This is a genomic window from Thiorhodococcus mannitoliphagus, from assembly GCF_010915725.1.
Taxonomy (GTDB): Bacteria; Pseudomonadota; Gammaproteobacteria; order Chromatiales; family Chromatiaceae; genus Thiorhodococcus; species Thiorhodococcus mannitoliphagus.
This window is the reverse complement of the sequence record NZ_JAAIJR010000029.1, coordinates 18996-36344: the sequence shown is the minus strand read 5'-3', so window position 1 is coordinate 36344 and position 17349 is coordinate 18996. Positions and strand designations below refer to the sequence as shown.

The 17349-nt window shown below is 62.4% G+C and carries 17 protein-coding genes and 2 pseudogenes; 6 read left to right on the top strand and 13 right to left on the bottom strand.

The window, feature by feature from the left end:
• Positions 1–283: 283 nt before the first annotated feature.
• Together G3480_RS29470 and G3480_RS29465 are read right to left on the bottom strand one after the other, a co-directional pair.
• Positions 284–412: pseudogene (locus G3480_RS29470) on the bottom strand (ISAs1 family transposase); the annotation flags it as partial.
• A pseudogene (locus G3480_RS29465) lies at positions 390–506 on the bottom strand (ISAs1 family transposase); the annotation flags it as partial. The pseudogenes G3480_RS29470 and G3480_RS29465, both read right to left, overlap by 23 nt.
• 46 nt (positions 507–552) lie before the next feature.
• Between G3480_RS29465 and G3480_RS09230 the strand changes: the two are divergent.
• From G3480_RS09230 to cowN, 4 genes are all read left to right on the top strand, one after another.
• A complete protein-coding gene (locus G3480_RS09230) occupies positions 553–765 on the top strand; it encodes a UPF0175 family protein (RefSeq protein ID WP_240905711.1) in 213 nt (70 codons plus the stop codon).
• Between the two features lie 370 nt (positions 766–1135).
• Complete coding sequence (locus G3480_RS09225; protein ID WP_164653584.1) at positions 1136–1459, top strand: SEL1-like repeat protein; 324 nt, start codon at positions 1136–1138, stop codon at positions 1457–1459.
• 131 nt (positions 1460–1590) lie between these two features.
• Positions 1591–3099 carry a hypothetical protein gene (locus G3480_RS09220; RefSeq protein WP_164653583.1) on the top strand — a complete coding sequence of 503 codons (1509 nt, stop codon included), beginning with the start codon at positions 1591–1593 and terminating at the stop codon, positions 3097–3099.
• 811 nt (positions 3100–3910) lie between these two features.
• A complete protein-coding gene (gene cowN, locus G3480_RS09215; protein ID WP_164653582.1) occupies positions 3911–4201 on the top strand; it encodes a N(2)-fixation sustaining protein CowN in 291 nt (96 codons plus the stop codon).
• Positions 4202–4221: 20 nt separating this feature from the next.
• On the opposite strand, the gene lipB is transcribed toward cowN, so the two are convergent.
• From lipB to G3480_RS09160, 11 genes are all read right to left on the bottom strand, one after another.
• Complete coding sequence (lipB, locus tag G3480_RS09210) at positions 4222–4872, bottom strand: lipoyl(octanoyl) transferase LipB (protein WP_164653581.1); 651 nt, start codon at positions 4870–4872, stop codon at positions 4222–4224.
• A 20-nt stretch (positions 4873–4892) separates the two neighbouring features.
• On the bottom strand, positions 4893–5162 hold the full coding sequence (locus G3480_RS09205; protein ID WP_164653580.1) for a YbeD family protein: 270 nt from the start codon (positions 5160–5162) through the stop codon (positions 4893–4895).
• Positions 5155–6015: a D-amino acid aminotransferase gene (locus G3480_RS09200; protein ID WP_206171619.1), complete on the bottom strand. Its 861-nt coding sequence runs from the start codon at positions 6013–6015 to the stop codon at positions 5155–5157. The genes G3480_RS09205 and G3480_RS09200 overlap by 8 nt, the downstream gene beginning before the upstream one ends.
• Before the next feature lie 156 nt (positions 6016–6171).
• The gene (locus G3480_RS09195) at positions 6172–7311 is read right to left on the bottom strand and encodes a D-alanyl-D-alanine carboxypeptidase family protein (RefSeq protein WP_164653579.1); all 1140 of its coding nucleotides are present in this window, start codon (positions 7309–7311) and stop codon (positions 6172–6174) included.
• Positions 7312–7393: 82 nt separating this feature from the next.
• Entirely contained in the window at positions 7394–8377 is a 984-nt protein-coding gene (locus G3480_RS09190) for a septal ring lytic transglycosylase RlpA family protein (protein WP_164653578.1), read from the bottom strand.
• Between the two features lie 198 nt (positions 8378–8575).
• The gene (mltB, locus tag G3480_RS09185; RefSeq protein WP_164653577.1) at positions 8576–9568 is read right to left on the bottom strand and encodes a lytic murein transglycosylase B; all 993 of its coding nucleotides are present in this window, start codon (positions 9566–9568) and stop codon (positions 8576–8578) included.
• Between the two features lie 74 nt (positions 9569–9642).
• Positions 9643–10773, bottom strand: coding sequence for a rod shape-determining protein RodA (rodA, locus tag G3480_RS09180; protein ID WP_164653576.1), 1131 nt, complete (start codon positions 10771–10773; stop codon positions 9643–9645).
• Positions 10763–12640 (bottom strand): penicillin-binding protein 2, encoded by a 1878-nt coding sequence (gene mrdA, locus G3480_RS09175; protein ID WP_164653575.1) that lies wholly within the window; start codon positions 12638–12640, stop codon positions 10763–10765. Before mrdA ends, rodA begins: the two co-directional genes overlap by 11 nt.
• Before the next feature lie 106 nt (positions 12641–12746).
• Entirely contained in the window at positions 12747–13235 is a 489-nt protein-coding gene (gene mreD, locus G3480_RS09170) for a rod shape-determining protein MreD (protein ID WP_338114101.1), read from the bottom strand.
• 20 nt (positions 13236–13255) lie between these two features.
• Positions 13256–14191, bottom strand: coding sequence for a rod shape-determining protein MreC (gene mreC / locus G3480_RS09165; RefSeq protein WP_164653574.1), 936 nt, complete (start codon positions 14189–14191; stop codon positions 13256–13258).
• Between the two features lie 36 nt (positions 14192–14227).
• Positions 14228–15271: a rod shape-determining protein gene (locus G3480_RS09160; protein WP_164653573.1), complete on the bottom strand. Its 1044-nt coding sequence runs from the start codon at positions 15269–15271 to the stop codon at positions 14228–14230.
• Between the two features lie 247 nt (positions 15272–15518).
• On the opposite strand from G3480_RS09160, the gene gatC reads away from it, so the two are divergent.
• Together gatC and gatA are read left to right on the top strand one after the other, a co-directional pair.
• Complete coding sequence (gatC, locus tag G3480_RS09155) at positions 15519–15806, top strand: Asp-tRNA(Asn)/Glu-tRNA(Gln) amidotransferase subunit GatC (protein WP_164653572.1); 288 nt, start codon at positions 15519–15521, stop codon at positions 15804–15806.
• The gene (gene gatA, locus G3480_RS09150) at positions 15806–17260 is read left to right on the top strand and encodes an Asp-tRNA(Asn)/Glu-tRNA(Gln) amidotransferase subunit GatA (RefSeq protein WP_164653571.1); all 1455 of its coding nucleotides are present in this window, start codon (positions 15806–15808) and stop codon (positions 17258–17260) included. The genes gatC and gatA overlap by 1 nt, the downstream gene beginning before the upstream one ends.
• Positions 17261–17349 lie beyond the last annotated feature (89 nt).

Genomic DNA, 17349 nt, shown 5'->3' with positions numbered 1-17349 from the left:
CGCTATCCTCGGTTCGATCCCGATCCCGATCCCGATCCCGATCCCGATGGCCTTGGATGGTCGGACGCTTCATCGAAATTTGACTCATCTACAGACAAGTGTCTGATTTGGTTCCGCTGGAGGCCGCCTGCTTCATTTAGGTCAATGTTACCAGCTCGGTCTAAGGACCGAGAAACTTCGGCTGTCGCTGCCAGGGCGAGCGCCTATAAGTCCTCAGCCAAAGAGGACCTTAACGCGGTAGTCATCATTCCAAGTAGCCTTGCGGCGTCAGGATCGCAGGCGCGTTGCCTTTGCGGATGCGGCTGGCGTCTTCGCGGAAGATGACATCCAGACGCCAGTGCAGGCGGTTCTCCACCCCTCAGTGGCCGCGGACGGCGTGGGCAAAACGCTTGGCGTTGGCAGGTGGTGACGATGCAGCCTTTGAGTTCCAGCAGCTTGGGAATCGCGGTGATCTCGTTGGGTTTCTCCTCGGTCGCTTCTTGCCCGAGCACCAAGCGGTTGCGGCTGCCTCAGGACGCCAAAACCAAGTGTTTTTCGTATATGCTCAGGGCCATGATGAAGCTAGCGCCCGGAGAGTTTGCGCAAGAGATGCGCATCGCCGCGGCGGTTCAGTGCTACGCGCAAGGGATCGTCTCGCAGGGGAAGGCGGCCGAGCTTGCCGAGCTGACCCGAGCGGACTTCTTGGAGGAACTCCGCCGCCGCAAGGTCCCGGCCTGCCAAGTCACGGAAGACGAACTCGCCGGCGAGATTCATGGTGCTTTCTAAGCCTCCGGCGAGATCGTGCAAAGACTCCTGCGCGAGGTTGGTGAGTAGGTGAACGCTGACCGAGCTTGCAGAAATTTGCACCTATCCTTATCAGCCCCCGTTCTATGTCGCCCTGAGGCGCGCGCGGTTCTGAGGTGCATTTGATGGCGGAGGCGGGGCCGCCGTCGCGCTTTCTCACCGAGCTGCAGCAGATGCTTCCCGAGCTTGTCGGTGCCCTTCTGATCCGTGGTGCTCCGCAGCACCCTGTCGCTGTCGGCCCGACGCTTTAGGTTGAGTGTGAAGCCCCAAGCCTTGCCCGGTTGTCTGATCGCCTGCGCTGGCGCATCGAAGCTGGCAAGCCCCCTTTGTCGCGTTCCTGTAGGAAGATCCCATGAGTAACAGCTCCTACCTGAAAGATCTCGTCCTTCTCCGCAATGACCCCGCCAAGGTGGCTCGCATTCAAGAGGCTGCCGAGCGCGGTGAGGTCGATGCCCAATACGCCATGGGCTTGGTGTGTGCCGAGGGTCGGGGCGTTCCCATCGATCTCGCGCTGGCCCACTACTGGCTTTCGCTTGCGATCGAGCAGGGTGATCGGGATGCGGAGCGACTGCGTGAGGTCGTGGGCATGCAGATGACGGACGATGAGTACGAGGCCGCAAAGCGGCTTCGCGCTGTTGGCCCGCTCTGCCGGTCGTCTTCCGGTCGCCCGCATTGAAGCTTGCGAAAATATCCTTGCCCGTGCATCAACCAGCTGAGGCGGGGAGTCCCTCGGCCGAGTGGATTCGTCGCCTCACTTGTCCTAGCCTAGAGGCGCCAAGAAACGCCAGCCAATAAGGATCTTTCTTCATGCGTAAAGTGTTGGGCGCGTTCGCGCTGCTCGTCTCCGCAAATGCCTGGAGCGCGATTCCCGCGACTCCGGTGATGACGGTCTATCAGTTCAACGGACCCATGGACGTCCCCTATTACGATGCTGACCGGTTCGCCCGCTCCGGAAAGACAGCGCCTGCGGGGACGCTGACCCAGGGGACCTCTGTCATTCCCTGTTTGGTCATTCGCAACGGTAAGCCGCTGACGGATTCGCAGGGGACGCCCTACGTTGGGTTCGAGGTCGTCGTCGATCCCCGGCGGGCAACGCCGGCCTCGACAGAGGCCTTCAAGCGTGCCGTGGCCGAGCGTAAGGGTTTGAAGGTCCGAAATCACCATTGTCCGGCCGGTGTTCGGAACGTCATCAATGTGCGCGAACTCTACGCCTTGGAGAAGGCGCCCTTCTTCGACCCGCAGGCCTCGGGTCGGCGCTCACCGGATGCCGGCCAAAGTCAGCTCGACGGGATCGTGCGTGCCTTTCATGCGTCCAGCGACTGTGCTGATGTCAATCGTCGGCTGACAGGCCGTCGGCAGGCGCTGGAGCGGGCTTGGGACGCTTTCATTCGTCAGCGCTCCGATCTCGGCTCGCCGACGACGCTGGCGCGAGCCAAGCATCTGGACTACGCCATGCGCACGGCGCTCTATGAAGGCCACCTGGGGCGTGGATGCAGCGCCTACGGTGCTTGCGAGCGCAATATCGTGGTGCTCTCCATCCGCAATCGTGCCGTTGGGCAGTGTCAGCGTGGTCAGGGCTGCGGCTTTCCGGGCGATTTCCAAGGTGCCTCTTCCTCGGTCTCTCAGTACAACATCTGGGACGAGTACTTGACGCAGATCTCTGGTCTGACCTCCTGTTTTCTGCGCCCTGACCTTGCGAGCAACGACTACTACGCCAAAATCCAGACGATGTACGCGCAGACGGTCCCGGATGCCGAGCAGATTCTCTACGGTGGCGACCAAGGCCTGCGCGCCGTCTTTCCCGGCAACAGCCTGTCCGACTTGACGACCATGCGTCACTACTACCATGCGCCCGCCATGGGCAAGTGTTTTCCCAAGCACGACCGGGTTGAATATATGACGGGTGCCGTGGCGAGCAGCGGCGGTGACTATGCGCTCATCGCGAACACCCGGGTGCAGGTGGGCTCCAAGTCCGGGAGCGGCTATTCGTTCAAGGAGTTCCTGTTCGAAGAGGCGCCCGATCGGGACATTGTCAGTATCCGCGACAACTATCCTGGCTTCCTCATCGACGCGCGCAAGGTCTCCTTGCGCAAACCGAGTTCTTGTCCCGCTTATGGCATTCCGAGCGGCTGTCGATCCGCGGGCACGGGGCGCTATCGCAAGGTGCCGAGCTGGTTGAGCGCCGGCAAGCCGGTCGAGATCAACTGCCGTGTGGTCGATCGTGGAGAGTCTTGTCGCGGCGGTGGCTCGAAACGCTCAGTCAGCGTCGGCGGGACCTGTGACAAGGAGATGCGGCCGGTTGCGCGGGTGCCCTGAGCTTAGAAAGTGTCCATCAACACTTTTCCCCCCCTTTTTTCGCAAACGGGGAATAGGGGGGCGGCTCAACACCTATCGGTTTCCCGACATCAACCTGAACAGCCGCTCCAAGCCTGCGTAGCCAGGCCATCCTGGCCTGGTTTGCCAGGGCTGGAAGCCCTGGCTACATAAAACCGATAGGTGGTGAGAGAGGGGCGGGCTGCATCGCTCGCATCGGGAAACAATTGGTGGACACTTTGGTTAGAAAGCGTCCACCAACACCTTCCCCCCTTTCGCAAAGGGGGCCAGGAGGGATTTCGGGCTGCATCGCTCGTATCGGGAAACAATTGGTGGACACTTTAGTTAGAAAGCGTCCACCAACACCTTCCCCCCTTTCGCAAAGGGGGGCTAGGGGGGATTTCGGGCGGCATCGCTCGCATCGGGAAACAATTGATGGACACTTGCTTAGGCGATTTCCCTCGAATCTCATGCCAGCCGACGATTGGTCTCGAGGCCCGTCTTCCGGTGGATCTGCTTCGTGAGTATGGTCCGGAGTCTTGGGGGAGGTCTCGTCTCAGAGAATGCGTGCTGCAGGGTGAGTTCCGGTGACGAGCGCGCTACCGAGCACCGCCTGTTCGGGAACGCAGAATTTGTGGCCTGTATTTTGCTTAAGGGCTGTGCCGATCGGCGTTCCCGGTTCTTGATTTATAAAGTCTCTTTTTAATCATGAGGATAGGTGACTGTTCCGGACTGTGTCTCTGTCGAGATGCGTGCGGCCTGGACGCGACTGTCGGCTCCCTGACAAACTAGATTTTGAAATGAGGTATGAGACGTGCCCTGCACTGCCGCGAAAACCGATCGCTATATCAGTTTCGACGGCATCGACTGCGACGCCTATGCTGAGCGTATCCTCGGCTACATTCGGGCTTGTATTGACGATGCCGAGAACCCCTCAGATTGGCAGCCCTACTTCGAGCGGAAGCTCGTGGAGATCGCCGGGATGGGTCAAGACGCGCTTTTCTTCGTTGGCAGCCAGGTCAACTACATTCGTGAACTCTTCGAGCACTATGACCATGATGATGGCCTGGAACTGCTTGATAAGATTGAGGATGAGTGCTGTTGATCTGGTTTGGCTGAGCCCGCTCAAGACGCATGTGGTCGACCAGGTTGTTGCGCGGGCTGCCGGTTGAGGGCAAGGCCCATGGCATTGGCCAAGGCGCCGCCGGCTTCCGTGACCGAGATTCCAGAGACGAAGTTGGAGACTTGCGTCATTGGAAGGCCGGCGTAACCACAGGGATTGATGCGGCGAAAGGGTTCGAGGTCCATTGAGACGTTTAGGGCGAGGCCGTGATAGCAGCAGCCGTTGCGCACGCGCAGCCCAAGTGAGGCGATCTTGGCGCCACTCACATAGACGCCCGGGGCGTCCGTGCGTCGCGCTGCCTCAATGCCATAGCTTGCGAGAAGTTCAATGACGGATTGCTCGAGCAGGCTGACGAGCCGCTTCACGCCGACGCCAAAGCGTCGCAGGTCGAGCATCAGATAGGCGATGAGCTGACCAGGGCCGTGGTAGGTCACTTGGCCGCCACGATCGACTTGAACCACCGGGATGTCTCCCGGATCCAGCAGGTGCTCGCGTCGTCCCGCCTGCCCGAGGGTGAAGACCGGCGGGTGCTCGAGCAGCCAAAGCTCGTCGGGCGTGTCCTCATCGCGCCCATCCGTGAAGGATCGCATGGCCTCCAAGGTGGGCAAATAGTCCTGCAGTCCTGGGAGCCGTCGCAATCGAAAGGGCTGCATCTGGGCTGCGCGCTCGGTGCTCACAGCGCCCAGGCGATCAGCTCGTGGGCGCTGAGGTCTCGATAGATGGCGTCTAACTGGGGCTTGCTCTGCGCTTCGATCACGACAGTGACGGAGATCCACTTGCCGCCGCTGCTTGGTTGGACGCTGACGGCGGTCTCATCGATGCCTGGTGCGTGACGCTCGACGATCTCGACGACGAGAGTCTCGAGCCCGCTGTCCGCGCGCCCCATGGCCTTGATGGGATAACGGCACGGGAATTCGAATAAGGTCTCTTGCTCGTCAGACATCGCCGTTTCTCACCTGCTCCTTATAGGCCTGATAGAGTCTGTCCATGCGCTGCCAGAGTTGACCTGGTTGGCCATCTCCGACAGGCTCGCCGTCCAGACGCGTCACTGGGAGCACCTCGCGTGTCGAGCTGCTGAGCCAGATCTCGTCGGCGTTTCTCAGGGTCGCCAGCGGAATCGGCTCCTCCAGATAGCGAATGCCATGCTCCTCGGCGAGCAGCAGGGCCAGCTCGCGGGTGATTCCGGGCAGCAACAGATGACTGATCGGCGGGGTCATGATGGTGTCGGATTCGATGACGAGCACATTGGATACGGCGCCTTCGGTCACCATGCCATCGCGATGCATGATGGTCTCTAGGGCGCCAGCGTCCTCGGCCTCTCTGCGCATCATCACCGCAGCCACGAGCGACGTCGACTTGACCTCGCAGCGCTGCCAGCGAATGTCCGGCCGGGTGATGCAGGCGACACCATGGGTGGCAATCTTGGGGTCTCGTGGCTTGATGGGGCTCGCGCTTGCAAAGACTGTCGGTGAGACGCCGTCCGGGCAGAGGTGGTCGCGGCGCGGCGGGGCGCCCCGAGTGATCTGAAGATAGACGGACTGATCAGGCGTTGGTGGTGCGCCAACGAGGTGCCGCAGCACGCTGCGCCATTCCTGGCGGGACAGCGGGTTGTCCAATCTGATCGACGCGAGGCTGGCGTCAAGCCGGTTGAGATGCTGCTCGAGTCTCAGAAAGTAGCCCCCGTAGCTGGGGATGACCTCATAGACGCCGTCACCAAAGATAAAGCCCCGATCCATGACCGAGACCTTGGCTTCAGTCACGGGTAGGAAGGCGCCGTTGAGATAGACCTTGCTCAATGCGGACTCCTGGGCCGATCGGTAAAGGTGCCGCTAATACCAGGCAGCACTAGCGAGGCTTCGCCTCAGACCGACGCGTCATGCCAACGGCCTTGGATGGTCGGACGCTGCATCGAAATTTGACTCATCTGCAAGCATTTTGCGCCCTCAAGGATTCTAGAACATCTGTAGAACACTGTCTTTCGCCTTCCGCCAAAGGCCGCCCTCGGGCACTTCCTGCAGGGCGACGAGTGGAACGCGGGTGACCTCTTCATCGCCCATGGTGACGATAACGTCACCAAGGCGCGCGCCCTTGGTGATGGGGGCCGTCAGATCGGAGGTCTTCTCTAATCGAGCGCTCAGTTTGTCGTAAGTTCCGCGTGGGATGGTCGCGACGACGTCGATGCTCGGGCCGACCGGCAGGGTCTCCTGCTCTCCGTACCAAACGCGCAGGCTCTCGATGGGCTGTCCGGCGGCGAACAGCTCATGGCTTTCGTAGAAGCGGAATCCCCAGTTGAGAAGGGCGAGGCTGGCCGACGCTCGGGCGCTGGGACTCTCCGCGCCCATGACCACCGAAATGAGGCGCATCTCATCGCGCTTGGCCGAGCCGACGAGACAATAGCCAGCCGCCTTGGTGTGGCCCGTCTTGACGCCGTCCGCCGTCGCATCACGCTTGAGCAAGGGGTTGCGATTGCCCTGGGTGATGTCGTTGTAGGTGAATTCCGTCTCTTTGTACCACTTGTAGTATTCGGGGAACTCTTGAATGAGGGCGACGGTGAGGCGCGCCATATCCTGCGCCGTGGTGTGCAGCTCCGGATCGGGCAAGCCGTTGGGGTTGGTGAAATGGGTGCTCGACATGCCGAGCCGCTTGGCGTTGTCGTTCATCATGTTGGCGAATGAATCCACGCTGCCCGCAACGTACTCGGCCAGGGCGACGCTGGCGTCGTTCCCGGACTGGATGATCATGCCCTTGAGCAGATCCTCGACGCTGACCTGGCTGCCGACCTCAATGAACATGCGCGACCCGCCCGTTCGCCAGGCCTTTTCGCTCACGGTGACCATGTCGCCGAGCGCAATGTGACCGGCGGCCAGCTCGCGAAAGACCACGTAGGCGGTCATGATCTTGGTGAGACTCGCGGGCTCGAGGGGTTCGTTGGCATTCTTTTCCGCCAAAACCCTGCCGCTGTTGAAATCGACCAGCAAGAATCCCTTTGCGGCAAGCTCCGGCGCGGCCGGGATCGGTTGCGCCCCCATCGAAACGAGCGGGACGGCGCAGAGTAGGAACCACAGGAGCGACAGCTTCAATGCAGACTTCATGAGGGGGGTCCAGGATGTCAAGATGACGGGATCATGATTTGCCGTCATTCTAACCCTCCCGTTTTGGATTTGGCAGCGAATCTCAGTTCCAGACGCGACGAGGGGTACCCACACCTAAACTGGCGATCTCCTGGGAGATGCGTTCGGCATCCTGATCCGAAGCAAGCGGGCCCACGCGCACCTTATAAAGTGGCGGTGCTGCGGCATCGCCGTCGGGCTCAAGGATACTCACTTCCCCTTGCTGAATCCGCTGGCTGAGGCGCTCACGCAGCCGCTCGGCGTTGGTCTGATCGCCAAAGGCGCCGATTTGGAGATAGAGCGTGCGCCCTGACGACGCCGGCCGCTGGGTCGCCTCGCGCTCGGGCTCGCGGCTTGCGATCGATGCTCGGCTTGGGGCAGATGTCTTTGCGGCGGACTTTGGCATGGCGTCGGTTGGGTTTGACGGACCCGAGCGGCTGTCGGCCATGAAGGGACCGGGGTCGGAGCCGCGCCGTCTTGGGTCGATCGCGCGAACCTCGACCTTTGCGGTTCCAGTCTTGTAGACGCCAAGCTTGACGGCTGCGGTGTAGGACAGGTCGATGATGCGTGGGCCGTGGAAGGGACCGCGGTCGTTGACGCGGACGACGACGCTGCGACCGTTCTCCAGATTGGTGACGCGCGCGAAGGTCGGCAGCGGCAGCGTCTTGTGCGCGGCCGTCATGGCGTGCATGTCATAGATCTCGCCGGAGCTGGTCTTGCGGCCGTGGAAGGGCTCGCCATACCAAGAGGCCAGCCCGCGTTCGACATGGCCGCTGCTGTTCTTCTTCGGGTAATAGCGCTTGCCGAAGACGACATAGGAGTCGGGATTGCCGGATCTCGACAGCGGCTCGACCTTTGGGACCGCGTCCGGTACACGCGCGATCTCCGGAGGGATCTCGTCGCCGTCGACCAGTTGGTGCTGACTGGCGCATCCAGTCAGCAGGAGCAGCACGCTGACAATCACCGGCCAAGGGGGGGAGTCGATGCCGAAGAAGGATCGACCCAGGGCGCACCTCGGCAGTGTGGTTTGAGCATCTGAGCCGTGCATCTGCATTCTTTCCTCCCAGTCAATCGACATCCGGCAAGCGGAACCACAAGGGCGCGAAAGGTGCTAATGAGAACAACGGCTTGTCTTCCTTGCGTTCTTCGCCCCTCTGGTCAATGCCGTCGCAACCCATGGACATCCTTCGCGATCTTCGTGCGTTTCGTGGTTCAACTGCTTTTTCTGCGCGCTAATCCCGGCGCTTCAGCCAGCCTCGGCGAAGGCCGCGCGAATGGCCTCGCTCAGCTGGTGGACTGCCATGGCGTATAGATTGCTGTGGTTGTAGCGGGTGATGACGTAGAAGTTCTCCAGGCCGATCCAGTATTCCTCCTCAGGGCCGTCGAGGCGGATCAAGCTCGCCGGGGTGGCCGAGTCCAGCAGGTTAGGCTCCCAGCTCACACCGCTCTCCTGCAGGGCTTCAAGGGTCAGCTTGGGCGCTATCGGCCGCTTCTCCGCAATCTCCAGTCCCTGCAAATGCGCCGTCGTGACCTGCGCCCTGAAGGCAACCGAGCCGTCAGGACGCCAGCCGTGCTGTTTGAAGTAGTTGGCGACACTGCCGATGACGTCCGCATTGCTGCGCCAGAGATCGCGCTGTCCATCGGCGTCGAAATCGACGGCGTAGGCGCGGTAGCTGGAGGGAATGAACTGGGGTAGGCCCATTGCACCCACGTAGGAGCCGCGCAGCTCAGCCGGTTTGATCTGCTCCTCACGCGCCAGCTCGAGGAGTTCTGTGAGCTGGGAGCGAAAGAAATCCGCGCGCTTTGGATAGGAGAACCCGAGCGTCGTCAGGGCGTCGAGCACCGGATAGCGGCCCACATTGGCCCCATAGCTGGTTTCGACGCCAATGATGGCCACGATGATCTCGGGTTGGACGCCGAAGCTGGCCTCGGCTCTCTGGAGGGTGGCTGCGTTGGCACGCCAGAAGTCCGCGCCGCCGCGGATGCGCTCGGGCGTGAGGAAGAGCTTGCGGTAGTCGCGCCAGGGCTTGGCCTCATAGGGCTGGTTCATGGCGTCGATGATGCTCTGACGGTAGCGTGCTTGGGCCAGCAGTGCTTCCAGGGCGCTGGCGTCGAAGCCGTGCGTCTCGGCGATCTCGGCGATGAAGCGCTGCGTGCCGAGGCGATAGGAGTCTGGCTCGGCGGTCGCCGCCAATGAGGTGAGGGCCAGGCTGGCCAGCAGGAGACGAGGGGGCAGCATCGCGGCTCTGTAGGTGGCTCTCGAAGTCTCAGGAGTTACCTGCAGTCTATGTTGAAAGCGCTTAACATTCCAGGCTATTTCTTGCTCTTGTGTGTCTCGATCGCCATCAGCATCCCGAAGCCCGCCATGAGGGTGACCATTGAGGTCCCGCCATAGCTGATGAGCGGCAAGGGCACGCCAACGACCGGCAGAAGCCCAGTGACCATGCCGGTGTTGACGAAGAGATAGACGAAAAAGACCAGGGTCAGGCCGCCCGCCAAAAGGCGGTCATAGTTGCTCTCGGCGCGTGCCGCGATCATGAGTCCACGGAAGATGATGAAGAGGTAGAGGCCGAGCAGGGCGACGATGCCGGTGAAGCCGAACTCCTCGCCAATGACGGCGAAGATGAAATCCGTATGGCGCTCGGGGAGGAACTCCAGATGAGATTGGGTGCCGTTCAGCCATCCTTTTCCTGAGATGCCGCCGGAGCCGATCGCAATCTGCGATTGGATGATGTGATAGCCGGTCCCGAGCGGGTCGGACTCGGGGTTGAGAAAGGTCATGACGCGATCACGCTGATAATCGTGCATCCCCATCCAGAGCAGTGGGGCGAGGGCGCCGGCAGCGATCGCCAGGCCGATGATCATCCGCCAGCTGAGTCCCGCGATGAAGAGGACCAGGATGCCAGCGCTGGCAACCAGCAGCGAGGTTCCGAGGTCGGGCTGCTTGGCGATGAGCACCACAGGAAACAGGGTCAGCATCATGGCCAGCAGGATGCCGAGCAGCCGGGGCGGGAGCGGGCGTTGCGAGAGCAGCCAGGCGACCGTCATGGGAACGGCGAGCTTGAGTAGCTCTGAGGGCTGGAAGCGCACGACCCCGAGGTCGAGCCAGCGCTGTGCGCCTTTGCCGATCTCGCCGATGATCAGCACGGCGATCAGCATCACGACCCCGACCCCGTAAATCCCGAGGGACCAGCGGCGCAGGGTCGTGGGTGGGATCTGGGCGATCAAGAGCATCAGGCCGAAGGCGATGCCGAGTCGGACGAGTTGGCGCTCCACCGTGGCTAGGTTCTGATCGCCCGCACTGTAGAGCACCATGAGCCCGAAGCCGCAGAGGACCAGCAAGCCCAGGAGCAGGGGCGCATCAATGTGGATGCGTCGCAGCAAACCCTGCTCGGTCGGTCTGACGTTCCAGTCGAGGTCGGCCCAGAATGGACTAGTCGCCATGCGGTTCCCCTTGGTCTTGGTCTTGGACCAGCTTGCTTCCGACCAGATATGCGTCCATCACTTGGCGCGCCACAGGCCCCGCCGTCGAGCCGCCATGCCCGCCATTCTCGACAATGACCGCCACCGCGATGCGCGGATCTTCCACGGGCGCGAAGGCGACGAAGAGGGCGTGGTCACGCATGCGCTCCGGGGTGGTCGCGGCGTTGTAGGACTCTTTCTGCCCCACGGTGAAGACCTGTGCCGTGCCTGTCTTGCCCGCGATGCGGTAGTCCTTGGAGCGGATCCGCTTGGCGGTTCCGCGGGCGCCTTCCACGACCTGGGCCATGTCCTCGATGATGGTCTGCCAATAGCTCGAATCGCCGACGTCGAGCGTCTGGCTCACCGTGGGCAGCTTGTGGGCCGTCGGGGCGCCTGGGACACGGCTGGCATAGCCCAGGCGCGGCTGAATGAAGTGACCGTGATTGGCCATGGTCGCCGTTGCCGCGGCGAGCTGGATGGGGGTGGCGAGGAAGGAGCCCTGTCCGATGCCGATGATCAAGGTCTCTCCTGGATACCAGGGCTGCTTGCGCACGCGTTCCTTCCACTCGCGCGAAGGCAACAGTCCGGGCAGTTCGCCGGAGATGTCGACCCCGGTGCGCGCGCCGAAGCCGAAGGTCGCGAGGAAATCGTGGAGCTTGTCGATCCCCATCTGATTGGCCAGGGAGTAGAAGTAGACATCGCAGGACTGCACGATGGCTTCGCGCATGTTGACCGTGCCGTGACCGCCTCGCCGCCAGCAGCGGAAGCGATGACTCTGACCGGGGAGGGAGAAATAGCCGGGGCAATAGGTGCCCTTGCGACTGTTGATTGTCCCTGTCGCCAGCCCCCCGAGGGCGATGAAGGGCTTGACCGTGGACCCAGGTGGGTACTGACCGCGGACGGCGCGGTTGTAAAGGGGCTTGTCCGGCGAGTAGAGCAGGGCGTCATAGTCGGTTTGGCTGATGCCCTCGACGAAGAGGTTGGGGTCGAAGCTCGGCTGACTGACCAACGCTAGGACGCCGCCGTTGCGCGGATCGATGGCCACGACCGCGCCGCGGCGGTTGCCGAGGGCCTCGGTTGCCGCCTGCTGAAGGGCGGTGTCGAGGTAGAGGTAGAGGTCCTGTCCGGGCTCCGGTGGGGTGTTCTCGAGTGTGCGGAGGATGCGCCCGCGGGCGTTGACCTCGACTTGCTGGTAGCCGACCCGGCCGTGGAGCAAGTCTTCATGCGCCTTCTCGACGCCGCCCTTGCCGATGAAATTGGTCCCCGCGTAATTGCCCTTGTCGATGCTCTTCAGCTCGGATTCATTGATGCGGCCGACATAGCCCAGCACATGGGCCGTTAGCGCCGCCTTGGGGTAGGTCCTGATGAGTTCGGCGTGCACGTCGACGCCCGGAAAGCGATAGCTGTCCACCGCGAAGCGCGCGACCTCAGTCGGGGTCAGGTTGAGCCGAATGGGGACGGCCTGAAAGCGCATCCGCTGTCGTTTCAGCCGCTCGAAGCGGGCGCGATCTTTCTCGCTGATGGGCATCAGCTTGGCCAGTTCGGCGATGGTTGCGTCCAGATCATCGATCTTTTCGATCGTCAGCTCGAGCGAGAAGGACGGGTGGTTCTCCGCGAGCAGCGCACCCTGTGCGTCGAAGATAAGGCCCCGCGTGGGAGAAACCGGCAGGATCTTGACCCGGTTGTCCTTGGAGAGCACCGAGAAGTGCTCATGCATCTTCATCTGCAGGTGGGTGAGCCGCATCAGGATGAGGCCGATTCCAAGCAGGACGAAACCGGCCGCGACCATGGCTCGCACCGTGACGAGCCGCTGCTCCCGCCTGCGGTCCTCGAGACTGTCCTCCAGCATGGCTTAGACAGTGTCCATCAACGACTTCCCCCCCTTTTGCAAAGGGGGGCTAGGGGGGATTTCGGGTGGCATCGCTCGCATCGGAAAACAATTGATGGACACTTTCTTAGCTCGGTCCTACGCGGCGCTCCATGGGCGTTAGGAGCAACGACATGAAGGGCCAGAGGAAGAGGCTGATCAGCGAGGGTGTCCAGTAGGTTAGGGGTGGCATGGGCTGTCCGGTTGCGCCGACGACCCAGAGCGTGAGCAGGCGCTCCACCAGCAGAATGAGCCAGACGAAGAAGGTCTGCTGCCACAGCGGGAAGATGCGGATGCGAGCGCGCAGCATGATGGCGAGATAGGCGGTCACCGAGAGGGTCAGGGCATGCTGTCCCAGAAGCGTGCCGGTCAGCACGTCCATCATGAGTCCGATACAGAAACCGAGCAGCACGCCCACGCGGTCTGGCGCGGCAAAGCACCAGAAGATCAGGGCGAGCACGACCCAAGGCGGGCGATAGTCGAGCGGCCAGCCGGGGATCGGCAAAATGGTCAGATACATGGCCAGCACCAAGGTCAAGAGTGCTGCCCAAAAGGAGCCGCTGCGACGGCGTTGCACGCTGCTTACCCGAGACGGCCTCACTCTGTGCCTCGTGACTGCGGGGCGTCGCCCGCAAGTGCTTGCTGGCGCGATGTCTCGCTCAGGTTCCAGACCAACAGCACCTCGCGGCTGCGGTCGAGGCGCGCCGTTGGCTCGGCGATGACGGTCGTGAAGGGGTTGTCTGGATCCTGTCGGACCGTGGTGACTCGGGCAACCGGATAACCGGCCGGGAAACGCCCATCCATCCCCGAGGTCACCAGGAGGTCGCCGACGCGGACATCCGCGTTTTTCGGGATGTAGAGCAGTTCCAGGCCTTCACTCAGTCCGGTGCCGGCGGCGATGGTCCTCAGACCGTTGCGATTGATCTCGACCGGCAGTGCATGATCGGCGTCCGTGATGAGAAGCACGATGGAGGAGAAGGGGCTGGCGCTGACCACCTGCCCCATGACGGCGTTGGCGTCGAGCACGGGCTGGCCGACGAAGACGCCCGACTTGGTCCCCTTGTTCACCATGACCTGCTGACGGTAAGGGGCGAGTTCGATCGCCATGATTTCGGCGATGACGACGCGCTCGCCGAGGTCGAGGGACGAGCCGAGCAGGTCGCGCAGGCGAATGTTCTCTGCCTCGAGCGCCTCGAACTGCTGGACCCTGGCCTTCAGGAGCAGGTTCTCGCGATGTAGCAGGAGGTTTTCATCGCGGAGTTCGTCCGTGCTGGCGAACTGCTCCCGTGTCATGCGCACCAGCGCGCTGGGCTGGTCGGCCGCGTACTGGATGGGATAGGTCACGAATGCAAGCGCCGAGCGGACCATCGCCAAATGCTGATGACGGTGATCAGCAAGGATCAGCCCTAGCGCCGCGAGTGCGGCGAGGAAGACACGGAAGGTCGGCGATGGTCCACGTGCGAACAGCGGTTTGATAGCGGCGCTCCTCAACAAGATCGTCACATCGAAGGGATCTCGTGAGACTGCAAACATGTCACGAGTCAGCGCCAAGCGGCGCTCTCGGCTCCGTCACTCCGATGTGAAGAGGCCGATCTCTTGGGCGTCCAGCATTTCCAGCGCCTTGCCGCCACCGCGCGCAACGCAGGTTAGCGGATCTTCAGCAACAATGACTGGGAGGCCCGTCTCTTCCTCGATAAGACGGTCGAAGTCGCGCAGCAGCGATCCGCCGCCGGTCAGCACGATGCCGCGCTCGGCGACGTCTGCACCAAGCTCTGGCGGAGTCTGCTCCAAGGCCATCTTGACCGCCTGGACGATCATCGCCAGCGGTTCTTGCAGAGCCTCCAGGATCTCGTTGCTATTGAGCGTAAAGCTTCTCGGCACGCCCTCGGCGAGGCTGCGTCCCTTGACGTCGATCTCCAGCACCGCGCTGCCCGGAAAGGCCGAGCCGACGTGTTGCTTGATCCGCTCGGCCGTGACCTCACCGATTTGGGTGCCGTAGTTTCGCCGCACGTAATTGACGATGGCATCGTCGAAGGTGTCCCCTCCGACCCGCACGGATTCAGCATAGACAATTCCGTTGAGCGAGATGACAGCAACCTCCGAGGTCCCGCCGCCGATGTCGATCACCATGCAGCCACGTGGCTCATGGACCGCCAAGCCGGCCCCAATCGCCGCCGAGATGGGCTCCTCGATCAGGTAGACCTCGCGCGCCCCCGCTCCCGCCGCAGATTCCTTGATGGCGCGTCGCTCCACCTGGGTGGAGCCGCAGGGTACGCAGACCAGCACGCGCGGGCTGGGCTTGAAGAGACTGGTCTCGTGCACCTTGTGAATGAAGTATTGAAGCATCTTTTCCGTCACCGTGAAGTCGGCGATGACGCCGTCTTTCATCGGGCGGATTGCGGTGACATTCTGCGGCGTGCGGCCGAGCATCTGCTTGGCCTCTTCGCCGACCGCGACCACTGTCTTGCCGCCGCCGCTTTTCTCGTGGCGAATGGCTACCACCGAGGGTTCGTTGAGCACGATTCCTTGGCCGCTGATGTAAATCAGGGTGTTGGCGGTTCCAAGATCAATCGACAGATCGTTGGAGAACATTCCACGAATGCTTCTGAACATCTGAGTAGCTACCTTCCGGGTGGTGCGGAGCGCCAAGGGCTAGGGGCGTCAAAGGGAGAGGGCCGGTGCGAGATCCGGTAGGTCGGTCCTCGAATGATTGGGCGGCTAATCTAGCAACGCCATGGAGAATCGGCAAGGTTTGGGCCTTAAGGCGAGCCGTTGCAGGACTTTAGGCGGACGTGGCGAGTTTCGCCGCACGCCTCCCCTATGCTATTTTTCGCCGCTTTAATCTCACGGCGGATAGGCAATGTCACTGGATTCCTCCGATGTCGAAAAGATCGCGCACCTCGCCAGGCTTGCGATCGCGCCCGAGCAGACCGAGCGCTATGCCGCTGATCTCTCCAACATCCTGGACCTGGTCGCGCAGATGGACGCGGTGGATACCACTGACGTCGAGCCGATGGCCCATCCGCTGCACATGGCCCAGCGTCTCCGCGCGGATGCGCCCAGCGAGCCGAATCAGCGCGACCTCTTCCAGGGTAACGCCCCCCTGGCCGAGGCCGGGCTCTACCTGGTCCCCAAGGTCATCGAATAATGCAGAACAAATCCATCGCCCAGCTCGCGGCCGACCTGCGACTGCGTACCTATTCCAGCGTCGAGCTGACCAAGCACTATCTGGATCGGATTGCGCGTCTCGATCCCAGTCTCAATAGCTTCATCACGGTTGCCGGGGCGTCCGCGCTGGCCGCGGCCGAACGCGCGGACCAGGCCTTGCGGGCGGGCGACGCTGGACCCTTGACCGGTATCCCGATCGCGCACAAAGACATCTTCTGCACCAAGGGGGTCAAAACGACCTGCGGTTCGCGCATGCTCGAGAATTTCATCGCCCCCTATGACGCGACCGTCGTGGAGAAGCTGGCGGCCGCAGGGGCCGTGGTGCTCGGCAAGACCAACATGGACGAGTTCGCCATGGGGTCGAGCAACGAGACCAGCTACTATGGCCCGGTGAAGAACCCTTGGAATCACGACCTGGTGCCCGGCGGCTCCTCCGGCGGCTCGGCCGCGGCCGTGGCGGCTCGGCTCTGTGCGGCGGCGACTGGGACGGATACCGGCGGCTCCATCCGACAGCCAGCGGCGCTCTGCGGCATCACGGGCATCAAGCCGACCTACGGGCGCTGCTCACGCTGGGGCATGATAGCCTTTGCATCCTCCTTAGACCAAGCCGGCGTCATGGCGCGCTCCGCGGCCGACGCGGCCTTCGTGCTCGACGAGATGGCGGGCTTCGACCAGCGTGACTCGACCAGCGCCGATGAGCCGGTTCCGGATTACGTCGACGCGCTCGACAATGACCTCAAAGGGCTGCGGATCGGTTTGCCCAAGGAGTACTTCGGCGCGGGGCTGGATGCGCGCGTCGCTAGCTCGGTCCAAGCGGCCATCGACGAGTATCAGCGGCTTGGTGCCGAGGTCGTCGAGATCAGTCTCCCCAACAGCCCACTGTCCGTGCCCGTCTATTATGTGGTCGCGCCGGCGGAGTGCTCGTCCAACCTGGCGCGCTTCGATGGCGTGCGCTACGGGCACCGCTGCGCGGACCCCAGGGATCTCGAGGATCTCTACAAGCGCAGCCGGGCCGAGGGCTTCGGCCCCGAGGTGCAGCGTCGCATCATGGTCGGGACCTATGTGCTCTCCGCAGGCTATTACGACGCCTACTACCTGAAGGCGCAAAAGATCCGCCAGCTCATCGCCGATGACTTCAAGCGCGCCTTCGAGCAGGTAGATGTCATCATGGGGCCAACCGCCCCGACGACGGCCTTCGAAATTGGCGCCAAAATGGATGATCCGGTGTCCATGTACCTGAACGACATCTACACCATCGCGACCAACCTGGCCGGCCTACCGGGTATTTCCATCCCGGTTGCCCCGGTCGAGGGTCTCCCGGTCGGGCTGCAGATCATCGGCAACTACTTCCAGGAGGCCCGCTTGCTCAACGTGGCCCACATGCTCCAGCACGTGACCCATTGGCATCAGGCGGCGCCGGTGGGATTTGAATGAGGCGGCTGCTGGGCGCCACGCTGTCGGTTGATGTCACGAGTGTTGTGGACTCTTGCTAACACCCTGAGGCGTTGATCGCAGGTCACTAC

Coding starts and splice junctions, on each gene's coding strand:
- G3480_RS09230 (WP_240905711.1), top strand. CDS start 553: ATGATGAAGCTAGCGCCCGGAGAGTTTGCGCAAGAGATGCGCATCGCC.
- G3480_RS09225 (WP_164653584.1), top strand. CDS start 1,136: ATGAGTAACAGCTCCTACCTGAAAGATCTCGTCCTTCTCCGCAATGAC.
- G3480_RS09220 (WP_164653583.1), top strand. CDS start 1,591: ATGCGTAAAGTGTTGGGCGCGTTCGCGCTGCTCGTCTCCGCAAATGCC.
- lipB (WP_164653581.1), bottom strand. CDS start 4,872: ATGCAGCCCTTTCGATTGCGACGGCTCCCAGGACTGCAGGACTATTTG.
- G3480_RS09205 (WP_164653580.1), bottom strand. CDS start 5,162: ATGTCTGACGAGCAAGAGACCTTATTCGAATTCCCGTGCCGTTATCCC.
- G3480_RS09195 (WP_164653579.1), bottom strand. CDS start 7,311: ATGAAGTCTGCATTGAAGCTGTCGCTCCTGTGGTTCCTACTCTGCGCC.
- G3480_RS09190 (WP_164653578.1), bottom strand. CDS start 8,377: ATGCACGGCTCAGATGCTCAAACCACACTGCCGAGGTGCGCCCTGGGT.
- mltB (WP_164653577.1), bottom strand. CDS start 9,568: ATGCTGCCCCCTCGTCTCCTGCTGGCCAGCCTGGCCCTCACCTCATTG.
- rodA (WP_164653576.1), bottom strand. CDS start 10,773: ATGGCGACTAGTCCATTCTGGGCCGACCTCGACTGGAACGTCAGACCG.
- mrdA (WP_164653575.1), bottom strand. CDS start 12,640: ATGCTGGAGGACAGTCTCGAGGACCGCAGGCGGGAGCAGCGGCTCGTC.
- mreC (WP_164653574.1), bottom strand. CDS start 14,191: ATGTTTGCAGTCTCACGAGATCCCTTCGATGTGACGATCTTGTTGAGG.
- G3480_RS09160 (WP_164653573.1), bottom strand. CDS start 15,271: ATGTTCAGAAGCATTCGTGGAATGTTCTCCAACGATCTGTCGATTGAT.
- gatC (WP_164653572.1), top strand. CDS start 15,519: ATGTCACTGGATTCCTCCGATGTCGAAAAGATCGCGCACCTCGCCAGG.
- gatA (WP_164653571.1), top strand. CDS start 15,806: ATGCAGAACAAATCCATCGCCCAGCTCGCGGCCGACCTGCGACTGCGT.